Origin of the sequence: Anaerohalosphaera lusitana (assembly GCF_002007645.1) — a bacterium.
Classification (GTDB): Bacteria; Planctomycetota; Phycisphaerae; order Sedimentisphaerales; family Anaerohalosphaeraceae; genus Anaerohalosphaera; species Anaerohalosphaera lusitana.
Map to the genome: position 1 here is coordinate 3,534,109 of NZ_CP019791.1, position 16,236 is coordinate 3,550,344.

At 54.5% G+C, this 16,236-nt stretch carries 18 protein-coding genes and 1 tRNA gene; 9 read left to right on the forward strand and 10 right to left on the reverse strand.

The genetic code is table 11. From position 1 onward, the window contains the following. Positions 1 to 21: 21 nt before the first annotated feature. Positions 22 to 312 carry an exodeoxyribonuclease VII small subunit gene (locus STSP2_RS14200; protein ID WP_146663400.1) on the forward strand — a complete coding sequence of 97 codons (291 nt, stop codon included), beginning with the start codon at positions 22 to 24 and terminating at the stop codon, positions 310 to 312. A gap of 60 nt (positions 313 to 372) precedes the next feature. Next, positions 373 to 456, forward strand: a tRNA-Leu gene (locus STSP2_RS14205). Between the two features lie 28 nt (positions 457 to 484). Here STSP2_RS14205 and STSP2_RS14210 read toward each other — a convergent pair. From STSP2_RS14210 to STSP2_RS14235, 6 genes are all read right to left on the reverse strand, one after another. Next, complete coding sequence (locus STSP2_RS14210; RefSeq protein ID WP_205847916.1) at positions 485 to 1,069, reverse strand: hydrolase; 585 nt, start codon at positions 1,067 to 1,069, stop codon at positions 485 to 487. Positions 1,070 to 1,111: 42 nt separating this feature from the next. Further along, the gene (locus STSP2_RS14215) at positions 1,112 to 2,155 is read right to left on the reverse strand and encodes an anti-sigma factor family protein (protein WP_146663401.1); all 1,044 of its coding nucleotides are present in this window, start codon (positions 2,153 to 2,155) and stop codon (positions 1,112 to 1,114) included. After that, a complete protein-coding gene (locus STSP2_RS14220; protein ID WP_169853237.1) occupies positions 2,152 to 2,760 on the reverse strand; it encodes an RNA polymerase sigma factor in 609 nt (202 codons plus the stop codon). Before STSP2_RS14220 ends, STSP2_RS14215 begins: the two co-directional genes overlap by 4 nt. 165 nt (positions 2,761 to 2,925) lie before the next feature. After that, positions 2,926 to 3,351, reverse strand: a complete 426-nt coding sequence (locus tag STSP2_RS14225) for a hypothetical protein (protein ID WP_146663403.1) — start codon at positions 3,349 to 3,351, stop codon at positions 2,926 to 2,928. An 82-nt stretch (positions 3,352 to 3,433) separates the two neighbouring features. Continuing rightward, entirely contained in the window at positions 3,434 to 4,672 is a 1,239-nt protein-coding gene (locus tag STSP2_RS14230) for a bifunctional 3,4-dihydroxy-2-butanone-4-phosphate synthase/GTP cyclohydrolase II (protein ID WP_146663404.1), read from the reverse strand. Between the two features lie 162 nt (positions 4,673 to 4,834). Beyond that, positions 4,835 to 5,176 carry a cupin domain-containing protein gene (locus STSP2_RS14235; protein ID WP_146663405.1) on the reverse strand — a complete coding sequence of 114 codons (342 nt, stop codon included), beginning with the start codon at positions 5,174 to 5,176 and terminating at the stop codon, positions 4,835 to 4,837. 159 nt (positions 5,177 to 5,335) lie between these two features. Here STSP2_RS14235 and STSP2_RS14240 point away from each other — a divergent pair, with 159 nt between their 5' ends. From STSP2_RS14240 to STSP2_RS14260, 5 genes are read left to right on the forward strand one after another with little or no spacing between them, the layout of a single operon-like run. Then, the gene (locus tag STSP2_RS14240; RefSeq protein ID WP_146663406.1) at positions 5,336 to 6,346 is read left to right on the forward strand and encodes a hypothetical protein; all 1,011 of its coding nucleotides are present in this window, start codon (positions 5,336 to 5,338) and stop codon (positions 6,344 to 6,346) included. Next, positions 6,334 to 7,011 carry a type II secretion system protein gene (locus STSP2_RS14245; protein WP_146663407.1) on the forward strand — a complete coding sequence of 226 codons (678 nt, stop codon included), beginning with the start codon at positions 6,334 to 6,336 and terminating at the stop codon, positions 7,009 to 7,011. Before STSP2_RS14240 ends, STSP2_RS14245 begins: the two co-directional genes overlap by 13 nt. Beyond that, the gene (locus STSP2_RS14250) at positions 7,008 to 7,856 is read left to right on the forward strand and encodes a metal ABC transporter substrate-binding protein (RefSeq protein WP_146663408.1); all 849 of its coding nucleotides are present in this window, start codon (positions 7,008 to 7,010) and stop codon (positions 7,854 to 7,856) included. Before STSP2_RS14245 ends, STSP2_RS14250 begins: the two co-directional genes overlap by 4 nt. Beyond that, positions 7,843 to 8,649 (forward strand): metal ABC transporter ATP-binding protein, encoded by an 807-nt coding sequence (locus STSP2_RS14255; RefSeq protein WP_146663409.1) that lies wholly within the window; start codon positions 7,843 to 7,845, stop codon positions 8,647 to 8,649. Before STSP2_RS14250 ends, STSP2_RS14255 begins: the two co-directional genes overlap by 14 nt. Positions 8,650 to 8,667: 18 nt before the next feature. After that, entirely contained in the window at positions 8,668 to 9,468 is an 801-nt protein-coding gene (locus STSP2_RS14260) for a metal ABC transporter permease (protein WP_146663410.1), read from the forward strand. A 62-nt stretch (positions 9,469 to 9,530) separates the two neighbouring features. Here the strand turns inward: STSP2_RS14260 and STSP2_RS14265 are convergent, their stop codons facing one another. Beyond that, the gene (locus tag STSP2_RS14265) at positions 9,531 to 10,292 is read right to left on the reverse strand and encodes an SDR family oxidoreductase (RefSeq protein ID WP_146663411.1); all 762 of its coding nucleotides are present in this window, start codon (positions 10,290 to 10,292) and stop codon (positions 9,531 to 9,533) included. A 143-nt stretch (positions 10,293 to 10,435) separates the two neighbouring features. On the opposite strand from STSP2_RS14265, the gene STSP2_RS14270 reads away from it, so the two are divergent. Beyond that, entirely contained in the window at positions 10,436 to 11,152 is a 717-nt protein-coding gene (locus STSP2_RS14270) for a pyridoxine 5'-phosphate synthase (protein WP_146663412.1), read from the forward strand. Between the two features lie 22 nt (positions 11,153 to 11,174). Next, entirely contained in the window at positions 11,175 to 12,050 is an 876-nt protein-coding gene (dapA, locus tag STSP2_RS14275; protein ID WP_146663413.1) for a 4-hydroxy-tetrahydrodipicolinate synthase, read from the forward strand. A 166-nt stretch (positions 12,051 to 12,216) separates the two neighbouring features. On the opposite strand, the gene STSP2_RS14280 is transcribed toward dapA, so the two are convergent. From STSP2_RS14280 to STSP2_RS14290, 3 genes are all read right to left on the reverse strand, one after another. Beyond that, positions 12,217 to 13,347 (reverse strand): glycosyltransferase family 4 protein, encoded by a 1,131-nt coding sequence (locus STSP2_RS14280; RefSeq protein WP_146663414.1) that lies wholly within the window; start codon positions 13,345 to 13,347, stop codon positions 12,217 to 12,219. 90 nt (positions 13,348 to 13,437) lie between these two features. Continuing rightward, complete coding sequence (gene panB, locus STSP2_RS14285; protein WP_146663415.1) at positions 13,438 to 14,292, reverse strand: 3-methyl-2-oxobutanoate hydroxymethyltransferase; 855 nt, start codon at positions 14,290 to 14,292, stop codon at positions 13,438 to 13,440. A gap of 677 nt (positions 14,293 to 14,969) precedes the next feature. After that, positions 14,970 to 16,034 (reverse strand): glycoside hydrolase family 117 protein, encoded by a 1,065-nt coding sequence (locus STSP2_RS14290; protein WP_236782761.1) that lies wholly within the window; start codon positions 16,032 to 16,034, stop codon positions 14,970 to 14,972. Positions 16,035 to 16,236 lie beyond the last annotated feature (202 nt).

Below are 16,236 nucleotides of genomic sequence, written 5' to 3' on the forward strand. Positions count from 1 at the left end.
TTCAAAATAAACGGTTAAACAATGGCAAAAAAAGGCAGCAAAAACGACATAACTAAATTAACATTCGAACAGTCCATCGAAAACCTCCGCGAGATCGTCGAACACATCGAACGAGGCGAGGTCCCCCTCCAGGAAAGCATCGAACAGTACGAACAGGGCATGGAACTGATCAAACACTGCAGGACCATCCTCGCCGGCGCAGAGAAAAAGATCGAAAAGATCGCAGCCGAACAGCAGCAAGAAAATGAAGAACCCGCCGAAGAAGAAATAGAAGAAGACTTCGACGACGAGGACGAAGAAGGTTTATTTTAAACCGGAACAAATTCAAGGGTTGCAGTCACATTTTTTCCCAGTATAATACCCCCTCCAAACGCGAGCGTGGCGGAATTGGCAGACGCGCCAGGTTTAGGTCCTGGTACCCTTTTGGGTGTGGAGGTTCGACTCCTCTCGCTCGCATTTTTAGAACACCGAAGATTCGCACATCCTACTTAATCAGCCCCGCGATCCTCTTGAACTGCTCATGCTCGGCCGTCCCCAGCAGCTCGAACAGCGCCATCTCCGTCGTCGACAACACCGCCCCTTCCGACTCCATCCGCCTGATCGCAATGTCCCGATTCTCCGCCGTACGCGACGAAACCGCATCCGTCACCAGGTGCACATTATACCCCTTCTCAAGCAGATCAACCGCCGTCTGACACACGCAAATATGCGCCTCGATCCCCGCCAGCAGCACGTTCCTGCACTCCGTCGCCGCCAGCCTCTCGACAAACTCCGGCTCAGCCATACACGAAAACGCCATCTTCTCGACCGCCTCCTCCGCGTCCAGATGCCCGCGCAGCTCCTCAACCGTACGCCCCAGCGCCCGCGGATACTGCTCGCAATAAACGGTCGGCAGCCTCAGCAGACCCGCCGCCTCCGCCAGGATCGCCAGATTCCGCACCAGCCGCTCCCGCTCGTGCATCACCGCCGTCAGCTTTTCCTGCACATCGACTATAACCAGACATGTATCATCCGCACCGAGCATCAAAGGCCCTTCCCTCTCATACACAATTGGAAAATTATCAGACATGGATCAATGATATGCGACCGACCGCAAACGTCAAGCCCCTAATTACCGCTGCTGCCCCTCACCCGCCTTGAGCACCGTCAGGATCAAAACCGCCTGCTCAGCATCCGGATCGTCCTCCGCCGCCAACTGCCTGCCGTCGCCCGACGCCAGCTCAGGCCTGCCCGGATCAGGCATATCCCCCTGCACATCCGCCTCAGCACTCGCGATCATCGACCCCTCTAGACCCCCGCCGCTCGCAAATACACGCGCCAGCTCGACCCTCTTCTGCGGATCGTCCTGCGAAACAACCTGCATAACCTGCCGAAAATCCGCATCCTCAACGAAAATATCCGTCTCGCTGGCCGCAGGATCGACTAAAGTCAGCTTCGTCGAAACCGCCTTCGGCCACGCCTGCCCAAGCTCACCGACAAACCCCTTGAGCCTGTCGACCCCCGCAGTAATCTTATAAACCGTCCTGCCCTCTTCCCGCGTAGGCATGGTATTTTCGAGCAGATCGTGATTGAAAACCTGCTGCTGGACAAAATTATTCACACTGATCGGCTCTCCTGTCGCCAGATCTAGCCTAACGACAAACGGACTCGCCTCCGGAGCAACCGCCATCGCCTTCGCCTCAGGTGCTGCCGCACGGCTCCTCATTGCAACCGCAGACGGCTCATCCCGCATCGCTACCGGTTCAGGAATACTGAAATCATTAGATATCAAAGGCTGCGAACCCCCTTCGGGCATCACTATATCCATGATGATCGCCGTCAACCCGCCAAGCATCACGAGAATTATCGCCGCCGTCGCAAAACGTCTTACAAGCAAATGCCTCCGACCAGCCTTCTCGCCCGTAGTATGCGCGGTATCATCCAGTATAAACTCGCGCTCCAGCGCCGCCCGAACGTCATCATAAGTAGTTGCAGGTGCATCACTTACCGGCATGGAATTGAGCAGCAGCTTCTGCTTGCGAAGCCGCGCCACATAGCTTGCAGCATCCGGATCATTCTGGATCAACCGCTGCACCTCAGCGTGCTCGCGACGGCTAAGCTCGCCGTCGATATAGCCGCTCAGCATTTCTTCAATTTTCGGATCGAATTCTCTCATTTGATCACAGAATCCAGAATTTCTCGCAAACTCTTTCTCGCACGGCTTATTCGGCTTTTCACAGTCCCGATTTCTACTTCCAGAGTATCGGCAATTTTCGCGTAAGGCATACCCTCAATATCACGCAAAACCAGTATTGTCCGCTGCTTCTCGTCAAGCTGTGCGATCGAAGCATTCAGTATCTCGACCGACTCCCTGTCCTGGGCTACCAACGCCGGGTCCGCAGCACTGCTGTCCGCCAGGTAGTGCTTCAACTGCCTCGCCTTGCCCTCGTCACCTTCGGAAAAAGCATCCAGCGAACGCGTACTGATGCGAAACTTGCGCCTGCAGTGGTTAATGGTCAGATTTACCGCTATACGAAAGAGCCATGTATAAAAGCTGCTGTTCTCTTTGAACTTTCTTATGCTCTGTATAACTTTGACAAAGGTTTCCTGCGTAAGTTCCGCCGCATCTTCAGGATTTTGACAAATTTTATGGGTCAGATTGTAAATGCGGTCCTGGTAGCGAAGTATCAGATGCTTCATCGCCACCGTATCCCCCGCCTTGCACTTGCGCACAAGCGTAAGGTCATCTATTGTGATCGTATCTTTATCGGTTTTATTCACAGGTTGGGTCTGCATTCCTGAACCATAACTCCTGATGGGCATTCGTTTAGACTTGCAATGCTCTCGCGGGGAGTATATTCGCAAATTTCCCCCGCAGGGTCAATAAAATTGTATAACTGTAAAAGACTTGCCGCTGCCCGACCTGATACTCCGCACTTGTATCGCCTACGGATTCTTCAGCCTCAGCGTATCCGTCAGCCGTCTGCCGTCTGCCGTAAAACAGGTCACCTGCAGCAGATAATCGCCGACCCGACCTGCGTATCCGCCCAGGTCGAGCTCAAATGAATATGCCTCAAGAAACGTTAGCCAGTACCCGCCCCCCCCCGCAAGATCATCGCGCGTAACCTCGACCGGGTCCCATATCTGCAGCCTCTGACCCGCCGGCTCAGACGACCGCGGCTGATACTTATACATCTCAAACAGAAATCGCGCTGGCGTCCTCAACTGCTCGCCGCTGGAATTGCGAAGCTCCAGAAACACCTCGAGCTTCTTACCCGAATCCCCCTTTGTCTCGACACGCGTCAACCCGAGTATCCGCATATCAGCCGGACTTTCGGCTCTCAAAGGTGCCTCAGAACGCTTAGGTGCCAATCGGGGTTCACCGCACCCGCAAATGAAACCTGTCACGCAAAGTAAAACAAATATGACTGCCGAAAATCTCACCTCGCCCCCGCTAAATATCCTCATCAAGCAAATGCCCGAAAATACGCTTCTTCGTCCGCAGATATTCCACGTTATGCTTGCCCGGCTTCGCCAGCAGCGGCATCTGCTCAGCCACCTTTATCCCGTAAACCTCGAGCCGACTGACCTTCTTCGGATTGTTCGTCAATATCCGCACGTTGCTGATCCCCAGGTCACGCAATATCTGCGCCCCTAGCCCGTAATCACGCTTATCCGCCAAAAAACCCAGCTTCAGATTCGCCTCGACCGTATCATACCCCTCTTCCTGCAGCTTATACGCATGCAGCTTGTTCGCAAGCCCGATCCCCCTGCCCTCCTGCCGCAGATACACCAGCGCGCCGATCCCCTCCTTCTCTATCATCTGCATCGCCCTGACGAGCTGGAACCCGCACTCACACCGCTGCGAATGGAACAGATCGCCCGTCATACACTCCGAATGCACCCGGATAAGCACCGGCTCATCGTGCTGGATCACATTGCCTTCCTCATCCAGATCACCGATCCCGCCCTTGCACAACGCCAGATGCGGCTCGGTCGAATTAGGGCTCTGATACCCGATCAGCTTGAACTGCCCGTAATCGGTCGGCAGGCTCACCGTCTGTATCCGTTTGATATGGCTCTCACGCTGCAGCCGATATTCGATTATCTTCGCAACAGATGTTATCTTTAGATCGTGCTCCTCACAGAACTTCATCAGCTCCGGCACCCGCGCCATCGTCCCGTCATCATTCATGATCTCGCAGATCACACCCGACGGATTCAGCCCCGCAAGCTTCATCAGATCGACCGACCCTTCGGTCTGTCCGCCCCGAACCAGCACACCCCCGTCACGCGCACGTAGCGGGAAAATATGCCCCGGCCGAGCCAGATCGGCCGATTTCGCATCCTCAGCTACCGCATCCCGGATAGTCTTAGCACGATCCGCCGCACTGATACCCGTAGTTATACCGTCCCGCGCATCGATACTCACAGTAAAAGCCGTACCCAGCCGGGCGGTATTGTTCGGAGCCTGCGCATGCAGACCGAGCTCGTCGCACTTTTCCTCCGTAAGCGCAAGACATATCAGACCGCGAGCATATTTCGCCATGAAATTGACCGTCTCCGGCGTCGTAAACTGCCCCGGCGCCACCAGATCGCCCTCGTTTTCACGGTCCTCATCATCGACAAGAACCACCATCTTGCCCTGTTTGAGGTCTTCAAGTACCTCGGGTATTTCGCTGAATTCTACCATTTATCCGCCTGAACAAGTAATAACTGCGTCCGCCCAAGCCAAAATACTCAGCAGGCTGGACGCTGTAAGCTGTTTCAATAAAGCTACGCAGTATAACGCGCCGAGTTTGCAAAGTAAACTCATAAGACGGACTTAGAAAACCAGCACATCAGCACGCAAAACCTATGCCGCACCCTTTTCCTCAACCGGGGCCACACAATAGATATAAACGAGCGGCTCCGTCCCTGTATTCTTGATGTTATGCGTAGTATGAGGCGGAATATAGGTCACTTTCCCTTGGGCGACCTCATGCGGCTGAGCGTCGGGACCTATCAAAGCCGTCCCCTCACCGCCAAGAAAGACCAGAAGCTCCTCATGTGCATTCGTGGAATGCTCTCCGCACGCCTCACCGGGTTGCAGATAAACCCGACCGGAACGCATACCATGCGTCTGCGGATCACCATTGAGCAAAGGCTGATACTCGGCTGATTTCTCCAGATCAATCACTGTAACTTTTCTGTCCACTTAGAACCTCCTGATAAGATTGAAAAAGATATGACATGGATAAATTTCCGCTAGCCCAGCCTTTTTCTGTTGACCGAGTAGCACGAATGCAATATTCTTATGCAGTAGCAAGTATCTTATATATTTATGCGCAAGTCAATGATTTTTAGGAGAGAAGTGATGAGAAAAAATCAAATCTGGCTGACAATGGCAGCACTGCTGACACTGACACCCGCTATTTTCGCCGAGCTGGTAACCCACACCGAATTCCAGGCCGTAAAAAGTGACGGCACCAGCGACTTCACCGGCCCCGAAACCGTCACCCTGGAAGGCATAGTCCTCAATAGTCCGGAACAACTCTGGGATGTGTCCGCAAGCGCACCTGCCTACATGGGTGGTCAATGGGAAATGTATATCCAGGGCCGGGGCACCGACCACGCCGGTACAGCCGTCTGGCTCGGGCAGAAATACGGCAACCTCGGCTGGGTCCCGCCCACCGGCAGCTACAGTGACTCCGAATGGCTCGCCGAACTCTGGCGGGTAAACCACGACCCTAATACCGCCTACACCTTTCAGCCAGGCGACCTCGTACGCGTCACAGGCAAACACCTCTTCTACAACGGCAAACGGAACATCAACGAACAGCACGACAACGACCCAGCCAAAGACTTCACTGTTGAACTCATCCAGCCTGCCGTCGGCATGCCCCAGCCGGAACCCGTCTCTCTGAACGAACTCAAAGACGCAAGCGACGACTTCATCTTCGACCCCACCAGGCAAACCGGCTGTGAATACTACCAGGGCCGCTACATACGGATCAACGACGTGTCCTTCGCACCCGACCAGACATGGGGCCAGGGCCAGACAGTCACCATAACGGACAACCACGGCCGAACCTTCCCCGTCCTCCTCGGACGTGGACCGGGCATACGTCCCGACTCCAACAACCTCGCCGACGTCTTCGATGTTATCGGCATTATGGATCAGTCCTGCCAAGCCCCGCACACCGCTGGCTATCAGCTAATCGTCTGCAACTACGACGGCAACGGACTCGTTCTCGGCGACAGAGGCTTCAGACGGGGCACACTCAGATCCGACGCCAACATGGACGCACAGATTAACCTCAAGGACCTCGCGATACTCGCAAACGAATGGCTCGAACAAGTTGACGGGCTCGTATGGACCGAATAACCGGACAATCTGCAAAGGCTCGGCCAAAGGCTTTCACTCTCGTGGAGCTGCTCGTGGTCATTGCCGTCCTCGCGATGCTCCTGGCGGTTCTCATGCCCACCCTCGCTGCCGCGAAGAAAAGGGCGAAAGTGACCGCTGTAAACGCCGAGCTCAAGCAGATCGCCCTCGCACTAGAAACTTACGCACACAATAACGCAGGCAGGTTTCCGCCCACATACGTCTCCTGCATGATACAGTCACACTTCTACCAACTGCCCCGCGAGCTCACCGAAGGCCAATACCTGCCCGCAAAACGCAAAAAGCACGGCCCGATGTCCTCCGCTTTCGAGGACCGCTGCAACCCCGACCACACATACAAATACATCGCGCCCGGCGACCTCGTCCAGAACGGAGACTCAGTCAGACGCAACGGAAGCTGGCTATACGTACCCGACGGCTTCCCGCACAACGAAAAAGAAACAGGCGAATACTACAACAAACCCAGAGAAAGCCCCGTAAAATACGTCGTCTACAGCGTAGGACCAAACTACGACCCCGAAGACGAAGAAGTCCAAAACCTCCGTTTCCCAATACCACGCAAAACATGGTACGACCCATCGGCCGACAAAGGCGCGATCGTGCGAATAAGACTTGATAACATGAAATATACAGGGTCATTCGAATGACAAGTATCCCATCAAAATGCCTGCTCTCGCTGCTCCTGCTCACCGCTTTCATCGGATGCACCAGTAAAGAACCCGCGAATCCAGCCGCCGAGATCGCGGTCACAAGCACCTATCTGCAAAGCGCCATACTGGACATATATCCCGATGCGAACATACTCTGCATCGCCTCACCCGGCATGTGCCCAGGCCACTTCGACCTCAAGCCCAGCCAGATAAACCAGCTTAGAACAAGTAAGGCCCTCCTGCTTTTCGACTTCCAGAAAAGCCTCCTCGATCAGCTCAAAAGAGTCGAAGCCGACGGCCTTCAGTGCCTCACAGTAACCGGCCGATCCGGCCTCTGCGTCCCATCCACCTACCTCGCAACCTGCGAAGAAGTCGCAAAACAACTGACCTCGATCTACCCGGCTCACAGTAATGAGTTCCAAAAAAATCTCGCGATGCTCAGGCAAAGATTAGCCGAATTCAACCCGCAAACCTCACCTTCTTTCAGGCCCTTCACAGACACTCCCGTCGTTTGCTCACAGCACCAGGCTGATTTCGCCCGCTGGCTAGGCCTCCGCGTCGTCGCCGAGTTCCACCCCAGCGACGCGGTCACACCACCGCAGATCGAACGCTGCATCCAAAAAGCCCGCACCCAAAACGCAAAGCTCATCATCGCAAATCAGCAGGAAGGGACAGACCTCGCCCTGTCCATGGCGAAAAGACTGAACATCCAGGTCGCCGTCTTCAGCAATTTTCCACGAATATCCGATCCGCAAAACAACTTTGAAACCCTCGTTCGCAACAACGTAAAAAACCTCAAAAAAGCTCTAAACCCAGAAATACCTGACCATGCAAGCCCCTGACAAAGCAAAAGACTGCCTTACCCTCAAGGACATATCCGTCACAGCCGGCCCAAAGCCCATCCTTCAGATAGACTCGTTACACCTGCATGAGCGAGAATTCACAGGCGTTATCGGTGCAAACGGCGCAGGCAAAAGCACCCTCCTCAAACTCTGCTGCGGCCTCGTCCTCCCGCATCAAGGCTCCGTAAAACTCTGCGGCAGAGAGATCGCCTCAACCCCAGCCTGGAAACGCCCCCGTGCACTCAAACACATAGGATACGTCCCGCAATCCACAGAATACAACCCCGACCTGCCATTCACCGCCCTAGAAGTCGTCCTCATGGGCATAACCGGCACAAAACCACTCACCGCACCACTCACTAAAAATGACCGCGAAATCGCCCGCCGCTGGCTCGACGAACTCGGACTCGACGAATATCGAAACAGAACCTTTCGCTCACTCTCAGGCGGAGAACAGCAGAAAACCATGATCGCTGCCGCCATGGCAAGCGACCCAAAACTCCTCCTGCTCGACGAACCCGGCGCAAGCCTGGACTTCGGCTGGAAAGAACAGCTCGTCGCGATCCTCGAAAAACTCAACGACATCTCACACGCCGCGACAATCTTCGTTTCACACGAAGCCAACCTCCTCCCAGCATGCTGCAAACGCCTCGTACTACTTCGCTCAGGCCGAATAGCAGCCGACGGAAGCACCATAGACGTCCTCAACAGCGACCATTTCCGCGCAGTCTACGGCCGAAATATAAAGGTCACAAACCTCGCCGGCAGATGGCACGCAGCCGCAAATATATAATAGTCGACAGGACCGAACATGGACATTTTCTTTCTACCGGTAATAATAGCGGGAATCATGGCAGGAGCAAGCATAGGCCTGCTCGGTGTCTATATCGTCGGCATACGCATGCCCTTCATCGGAACATGCATCTCACACGCCGCCATGGTCGGAGCCATCTACGCTGCACTTATCGACCTGAATTCCACCCTCGGAGCCGTCATCGCATCCGTCACAGCCGCCGCGAGCCTCTCACTCATCAAACCATACCGCACCAGGCTCGACAGCAACGTAGGCCTCAGCGCGGTCTTCTCACTCATGCTCGGATTGACCTTCCTCGGAGTCGGCCTCGAACAAGGCAGCCGAAACGAAATGCTGAGCCTACTCTGGGGCAACGTCCTATTCTCCGACTGGACCACCGTAACGATCACCTCCGCCGCCACCGCCCTCCTGCTCATATTCGCCCTCGCGTTCAACAAGGAACTCAAGGCCCTTCTCTTCAGCAGATCAATCGCCGCCGCATCCGGCATACACGAACAATTTGTCTACTTCCTCCTGCTCTGCATCACCGGCATCACCCTCGCAGTAAACATAAAAGCCGTCGGAGGCCTGCTCATATTCAGCCTCATCAGCAACCCCGCAGGAGCTGCCTACCAGCTCTTCACCGGCTTCCGCGCCATCATCCTCGCCTCCATCACCGCAGGTGTCCTCAGCACTCTCGTCGGCTTCACCCTCTCTTACACACTCGACCTGCCCACAGGCGCATGCATCGTATTGACCAGCACCTCACTTCTTGGCCTTGCCCTGCTCCTGCGAAAAATCCTCAAACTCCGCGATTGACCACTTCACACTACCGCCCCGCCGGACCTGACCGTTAAAACCGCTATGCCAACCAGTCGCCCCTATATACACCTTCCCCCGTCCACATTGATCACCTGTCCCGTCACATAGTCGTTCTCCAGCAGGAACTTCACCGCCCCCGCCACCTCAGAAGGCTTGCCGATCCGCCCCGCCGGTATCATCTTCAACTGCCTTTCCCTTTCTTCCTCGCTAAAGCTCCGCGGAAAATTCACCATCCCCGGCGCGATCGCATTCACGCTTATCGCCGGCGCCAGCTCCTTCGCCATCGACTTCGTCGCCGCTATCAGCCCCGCCTTCGACGCACAATACGTCGTATAGTTCGCCCACGGCCGCTCTCCCCCCACATCCACCAGGTTCACGATCTTCGCGATCGGCAGCGGATGAGCCTCCATATCCACATGCCTCGTAAAATGCGTATCCACCGACCGCACAAACTCCTGCGATGCAATAATCGCCGCCGTCAGGTTCATATCCAGAACACGCCTCGTCCCCTCCGCCGTCACATCTCTCAAAGGCTGCCTCACGAAAACCGCCGCCGAATTAACCAGCACCCTCGCCGGCCCCGCATCTGTCGCCCGGATGAACAGCTTGCGTATCTGCTCCGCCTCCGTCAGATCCGCCTGCACGCAAACCGCCGAGACACCCATACCCCGCACCGTCTCCGCAAGCTCCTCCGCAAGCTCCCTCCGCGTATTGTAGTGCAATACGCAGTCACACCCCATCCTCGCCAGCTCCAGCGCGATCGCACCCCCGATCGTCCCCGTCGCTCCCGTAATTATCGCAGTAGTGTTCTCAACATTCATACCACCATTTTATGGGACTCGACCGCAGCAAGCAAGATAATGTTGGCAATGTTTGTGCTTATGACAGGTTTTAATTTTCCTTGCCGTCAGATATCAGCGCGTTATAATCGAAGGTTAACATAAGACCCTTGTAAGGAAAATCAATGGCATTACTGAATGTAAACATAGACCACGTAGCCACCATCCGGCAGGCACGTCTGACCGACGAGCCCGACCCGGCATGGGCCGCTATGCAGTGCGAACTCGCCGGCGCTAACGGCATCACAGTACACCTGCGCCAGGACCGCAGACACATTAACGACCGTGACGTCCGCGTACTGAAGGAAACCGTCGCCAGCAAATTCAACCTCGAAATGTGCATGGCCGACGAAATGGTCAAGATCGCCGAAGACATCGTCCCCGACCAGGTCACTCTCGTACCCGAAAAACGCCGCGAACTCACCACCGAAGGCGGCCTCGACTGCGTAAAAACAAAGGAACAGCTCGCAAAGGTCACCAAACGCCTGCAGAAAAAAGGCATCCTCGTAAGCGCCTTCATCGCACCCGAAGAATCACAGATACTCGCCGCTGCCGACTGCGGCTGCGAAGCAGTCGAACTGCACACAGGCATGTACGCGAACGCTGTCAAAGATAAAAAAGTCGAATCGACACTAAACGACCTCCGCGATGCATACGACATCGCCGTAACCAGCGGCCTCGTCGTCCACGCGGGTCACGGCCTGACATACCGAAATATCGAACCCGTCACCGCCATACAGGGCCTCTGCGAGTTCAACATCGGCCACAGCATCGTCTCGCGAGCTGTGATCGTCGGCATGCGTCAGGCCACAGAAGAAATGATAAAGTTATTAACCAGATGATCATCAATTGGGAGATTCATTCATGTTTAAAGGAAGTTACGTCGCCATCATAACCCCGTTCAAGAACGGTGAGGTTGATTACGAAACACTCGAAAAACTCGTCAACTGGCAGATCGAACAAGGCATCAACGGCCTCGTCCCCGTCGGTACCACCGGCGAATCGCCCACGCTCAACAACGACGAGCACAAAAAAGTTATCGAAACCGTCGTCAAGGCCGCCAACGGCAGAGTTCCCGTCATCGCGGGCGCAGGCTCCAACAGCACCGCCGAAGCAGTCGAAATGACCGAATTCGCAAAAAAGGTCGGCGCCGATGCAACCCTCCAGGTCGGCCCATACTACAACAAACCCGAGCAGGAAGGCTTCTACCAGCACTTCAAGACCATCGCCGAAGCTGTCGATCTGCCCGTCATACTCTACAACATCCCAGGCCGTTGCGGTGCGGGCATGACCCCCGAAACCATCGCTAGGCTCGCCGACGTCAAAAACGTCGTGGCAGTCAAAGAAGCGACAGGCAGCCTCGACCAGGCCAGTGAGATCGCCCTGCGTTGCGACATCACCATCCTCTCCGGCGACGACTCGCTCACCCTGCCCCTTGCAAGCGTAGGCGGCCAGGGCGTCATCAGCGTCATTGCAAACATCATCCCCGCAGACGTCAGAAAAATGACGGACCTCATCCTCGAAGGCAAGCTCACCGAAGCACGCGAATGGCACAAAAAACTGTTCGGCCTGGGCAAGACCATGCTCACCATGGCAACAAACCCCATCCCGGTAAAGACCGCCTGCTCGATGCTCGGCATGTGCACTCCCGAAATGAGACTGCCTATGACACCCCTCGAAGAGGACAAAAAGCAGGCCCTCAAAAAGGCCCTTCAGGATTACGGCCTCGACGTGAAATAGTCACACACAATGACCAAAAGATCAAAACTGTCGGCACCTCAAAGTGTCGGCAGTTTTTTTATTAGCAAGAAATAGCGACCAACGTAAGCCGCACAATTTCACGGTCCGCCCAGAATGGACCAACCATAAAGTTCGTCGGAGGCGCGGCTGTTAAATTTTGTAGCGGTCATTCATGCTCCCCCGCACCCAGGTTCTTGTGCTTCACCTGCGCACCGATATAAGTATCCGTCAGCGAATCTGCCATACGGCTCACACTGTGATACTTGCGAAGATAGTCCTGCCCGTTCTGTGCCATACACCTTGCCCGATCCTTGTCCTCCAGTATCTTCTGCAATGCCGAATACACGCTCAGCTCATCATAAGGATCGAACACAACCGCCGTCTCATCCGGTATCACCATATCATCCTTGATATGCCTGCTCGTCGCCACCGCCATCCCCACACTCATCGCCTCCAGCAGCCGCGAATTGAACTCACGCCTCGGCTGAGGCTGAATGAACACATCCGCACCCGCAAACAAGGGTCTGATCGGTTCAACCTCCCCCACCAGCGTGATTATCTGCGAAAGCTCCAGACTGTGTATCTGCCGGTGTATCGCACGCTCCGCCTTGCCCTTGCCAAGTATAGCCAGCACGAACTCATACCCGTCGATAACCAGGTGCCGGATAGCGTTAAGCAGCGCCTTGAAATCCTGCTCCTTATGCAGATCCTGGGCCAATATTATGCTCGTAACCGCATGCTCACCCGAAAAACACGCCGTGCTGTCCTCAACGAAGGTCCCGATATTGATCTGCTCCAGCTTCTCTTCCGCATACGGCGACTTCTTGCACATGGCCTCCGATATCTTCCGCGAAGATGCCACAACAGAAGTACAGTGCTCATCCTTCATGTAATTTGCACTCGGCCGCAACGCCAGCCGATTGACCGACAGCACATAAGGCAGATCCATGATATGCGCCACCTGCCGCGTTATCTTGAACCTGCTCGAACTGAACGCATGCAGAACCGACGGCTTGAACTTGCCCAGCCGATCCACCAGCATATTGCGATTCTGCCTGCATAAAAAAGGCAGCTTGAACACCGGATAACACATCGCAGTCGCCGTCGGCCCCATCACCGCATCTATATTCACGTCAGGCGGACAAACCAGCGCAGCCTCATGAGACTTCTCCGCCAGCCCCGCCAGCAGATGCTGCAGCCCCGTTGCATAGTCACGAATAGCGTAAGCATCTACGAATATCGCAGGTCTTACAGGCACCTTGCCGGACTTGGATGTCTTCGACGACCCGTTATCCATAAAATCAGCTTCCTGAATCCGATCAAAAACAAAAAAGCAACGGACAACTGATCGGCCCGAAAAACATACCGACCCGTCCGTATATTTCCCCTAACCGAGTGTCCTCATCATCTGCCCCAGTTTCTCCATCTCACCGGGCTTTACATGATAACACAACCCGTCATCCGGGAATTTCGACTCCCTTATCTCATCCGCATAACGCCTCAAGGCATCGCGGGTAGGCGTCGCAAGATCCGCATAACTCTTTGCGAACTTCGGCATCGGCCCGCTCGACAATCCCAGTATGTCCGAGATGATAAGGATCTGACCGTCACAATCGGGCCCCGCACCGCAGCTTATCACCGGCACAGGACTTCGCTCAGTGATTATCTTCGCTACCTCCCTGGCGGTCCCCTCGATCAGAAGCATACTGGCACCCGCCTTCACCATCTTATCCGAAAGCGTGATCAGATCGAATGCCATATCCGCCGTCGTCCCCTGCGCCTTGAGCTTACCCAGCTTCACCACGCTCTGAGGCCTGATCCCGATATGCGCCGTCACCGGTATACCCGCATCACTGACCGCCTTCACAACGTCCAACTGCGCTGCCGTCGCCTCGATCTTGACCGTCGCAGCACCCGACTCCACGATAAACCTGCCGGCGTTACGAACAGCGTCCGCGATCGACGTATGATACGAAAGAAACGGCATATCCGCCATTATGCAAAGATTCGGCGCCGCCCTCTTGACCGCAGCCGTGATCTGCACCATAAAATCCATAGTCACTGGCAGCGTGCTGTCGTGCCCAAGTATCACCTGGGCCGCACTGTCGCCAACCAGTATCATATCCACACCGGCCTCAGCCGCCAGCTTCGCGGTCGTATAGTCATAGCAGCTTACAGACGTTATTTTTCTGCCGGCATTCCGCATTCCCAGAAGGTCGGCAATTGTGATCTTATCCGGCATCAAATGTGTCCCAAATCAACTAAAACACGCTGTAAAATCGTCGAAAAACCAGCAATTCATTATAGGCTGAATAAGGTATTCGTCAAGAAATGAATGAACTACCAGCCAAACGCACAAATAGCCCACTAAATAGATGCTATAGGGTAGCTCTAATAATTGCTTTTGAGCGGCAAGTAGAAGATCTTTGCGTTCCGGCAAGGAAGACAGATCAGCTTTAGTTGCCGCTAAAGCGGTTTTTGTCTGACGCCGCTCGGAATCAAAAAGATTCGCTTGTCCGCCAAAATGAATTGTTAGAGCTGCCCTATAGTCTTATTAGGCCCTGTGCTGTTTTATACCGTGGCAAGGTTTTGCTTTAAAATGAATCTACAGCCTTGAATGAACTTGTCCCCATGCGATGAACAGTATCACCTTTGAACTAAGGTGGAACTGTCTAGCTTGCGTAACGGTTACCCGACACTAGTTGAGAGGGCTCGGAAGGCTATCGAGGCCAGAGTCGAGTCGATTGCGGACTGCCCGCTAACTGTTTTAGTTCTCCCAAAAACAACCCCTTTTGCAGTGTGCTGTACACAGTCGCTCGCGGCAAACCGCAACCCAAAGGTCAGCAGTGATCCCTCTCCATCTGGGACGCAGTATCGACACCTGAATTACGGCCTTAATATATGGCGACCTTCTTCGGCCTATTCATCCACCAGTTCAAACCGAATAAGGAAGGGGGACGGGCCGCCGGGGTTTTTCATTGAGATGCCCCAACTGATCAGCTTACCCTCATCAACCGGTCTGGTCAGGTCTTCGCGAAAACACGCCGGTGCCACAGGTTTCGGCACTACTTTAACCCCTAACGGCTGACTTGTAAAATCCAACCCGTCCGGAGCATACTCGATCGTTTTGGTCAAGGACGCATAGGCACCTATTCCTTCATGCCACGGCCAGATCATTACCTCGTGACTTTTGTCAAGGATCGCTTTGCCTTGGTTCAGGCGGACATGTTCGCTCTCCGGTCTGTCGGCCACAGCAACACCCATCTTGGTGAAAAGCGGACCGCGCCTGCCATGATCGATATTACGACCCTTATAATACAACCAGACATCTTCGTCGCCATCCCCGTCAAAGTCCCTGACAAGCAGAGCGGCATCATCAACCCGATAACTGTCGAATGCGGACTTGGCTTTTTCCTCACTTGCTCTTGGTCCCACCTCAAGAGCCGGCTGCTCGCTCACTCTGGTAAACGGACCATCGGGCGAGTCCGAGACGGCTGCCCCAATTGCAGTGAAATCTGTCGTTGAGTTGTTCTCGAAGAAAAACTTATCTTCATTGGTTGGCTTGACGCCTGTGTAGTACAGGTAATACTTTCCGCCAAATTTGACTATGTTCGGCGTAAAGACCGCAAATGAATCGAATGCTCCCTTTTTCCCCAGGCCAAGAGCCTGCCCCTGCTCTGTCCATGTCCTGCCTTCATCGGTACTGGTTGCATACCAGATGGTGCCAACGTATCCACTTGTCTTGAGATGAAGAAAATTCCTCGGCAGTTTTGCATGATCGACTTTTGTGTACCAGACATAATAAGTCTCGCCCACGCGGATTATGTCACTCGGATCACGGCGGGTAATCCCGTTTTCAAGCCCAATCCCTGACACCTCCTGGTAGCGGAAAGTTTTTCCCTCCAACTGAGCTTTCATCTTGTCAATCGATTCGGCCTCGACCTCACCGCCAACAACGGTCGCCGTTGCCGACATAATCAGCACTGTCAAACAGAGCACACCTGCAATCCTGTAACAAAAACACGAATGACTCATTGAGCTCCTTTCAAAAGCCTCTGCATGATATTTCCAAATTCTGAGGCGGAAAATACGCCTTATTCCATCATCTCCATTGAATTTTCGCCATCGGTTCGGCAATCTTGATCATATCCGCACTCATCAAAAGGGAAAATCTACGCCCCAGCCT

Excerpts from the sequence above, each read along its gene's own strand:
- STSP2_RS14255 (WP_146663409.1), top strand. The coding sequence starts at position 7,843 with ATGCAAGCCCCTGACAAAGCAAAAGACTGCCTTACCCTCAAGGACATA.
- STSP2_RS14260 (WP_146663410.1), top strand. The coding sequence starts at position 8,668 with ATGGACATTTTCTTTCTACCGGTAATAATAGCGGGAATCATGGCAGGA.
- STSP2_RS14230 (WP_146663404.1), bottom strand. The coding sequence starts at position 4,672 with ATGGTAGAATTCAGCGAAATACCCGAGGTACTTGAAGACCTCAAACAG.
- STSP2_RS14210 (WP_205847916.1), bottom strand. The coding sequence starts at position 1,069 with ATGTCTGATAATTTTCCAATTGTGTATGAGAGGGAAGGGCCTTTGATG.
- STSP2_RS14250 (WP_146663408.1), top strand. The coding sequence starts at position 7,008 with ATGACAAGTATCCCATCAAAATGCCTGCTCTCGCTGCTCCTGCTCACC.
- STSP2_RS14200 (WP_146663400.1), top strand. The coding sequence starts at position 22 with ATGGCAAAAAAAGGCAGCAAAAACGACATAACTAAATTAACATTCGAA.
- STSP2_RS14280 (WP_146663414.1), bottom strand. The coding sequence starts at position 13,347 with ATGGATAACGGGTCGTCGAAGACATCCAAGTCCGGCAAGGTGCCTGTA.
- STSP2_RS14215 (WP_146663401.1), bottom strand. The coding sequence starts at position 2,155 with ATGAGAGAATTCGATCCGAAAATTGAAGAAATGCTGAGCGGCTATATC.
- STSP2_RS14245 (WP_146663407.1), top strand. The coding sequence starts at position 6,334 with ATGGACCGAATAACCGGACAATCTGCAAAGGCTCGGCCAAAGGCTTTC.
- dapA (WP_146663413.1), top strand. The coding sequence starts at position 11,175 with ATGTTTAAAGGAAGTTACGTCGCCATCATAACCCCGTTCAAGAACGGT.
- STSP2_RS14240 (WP_146663406.1), top strand. The coding sequence starts at position 5,336 with ATGAGAAAAAATCAAATCTGGCTGACAATGGCAGCACTGCTGACACTG.
- panB (WP_146663415.1), bottom strand. The coding sequence starts at position 14,292 with ATGCCGGATAAGATCACAATTGCCGACCTTCTGGGAATGCGGAATGCC.
- STSP2_RS14270 (WP_146663412.1), top strand. The coding sequence starts at position 10,436 with ATGGCATTACTGAATGTAAACATAGACCACGTAGCCACCATCCGGCAG.
- STSP2_RS14265 (WP_146663411.1), bottom strand. The coding sequence starts at position 10,292 with ATGAATGTTGAGAACACTACTGCGATAATTACGGGAGCGACGGGGACG.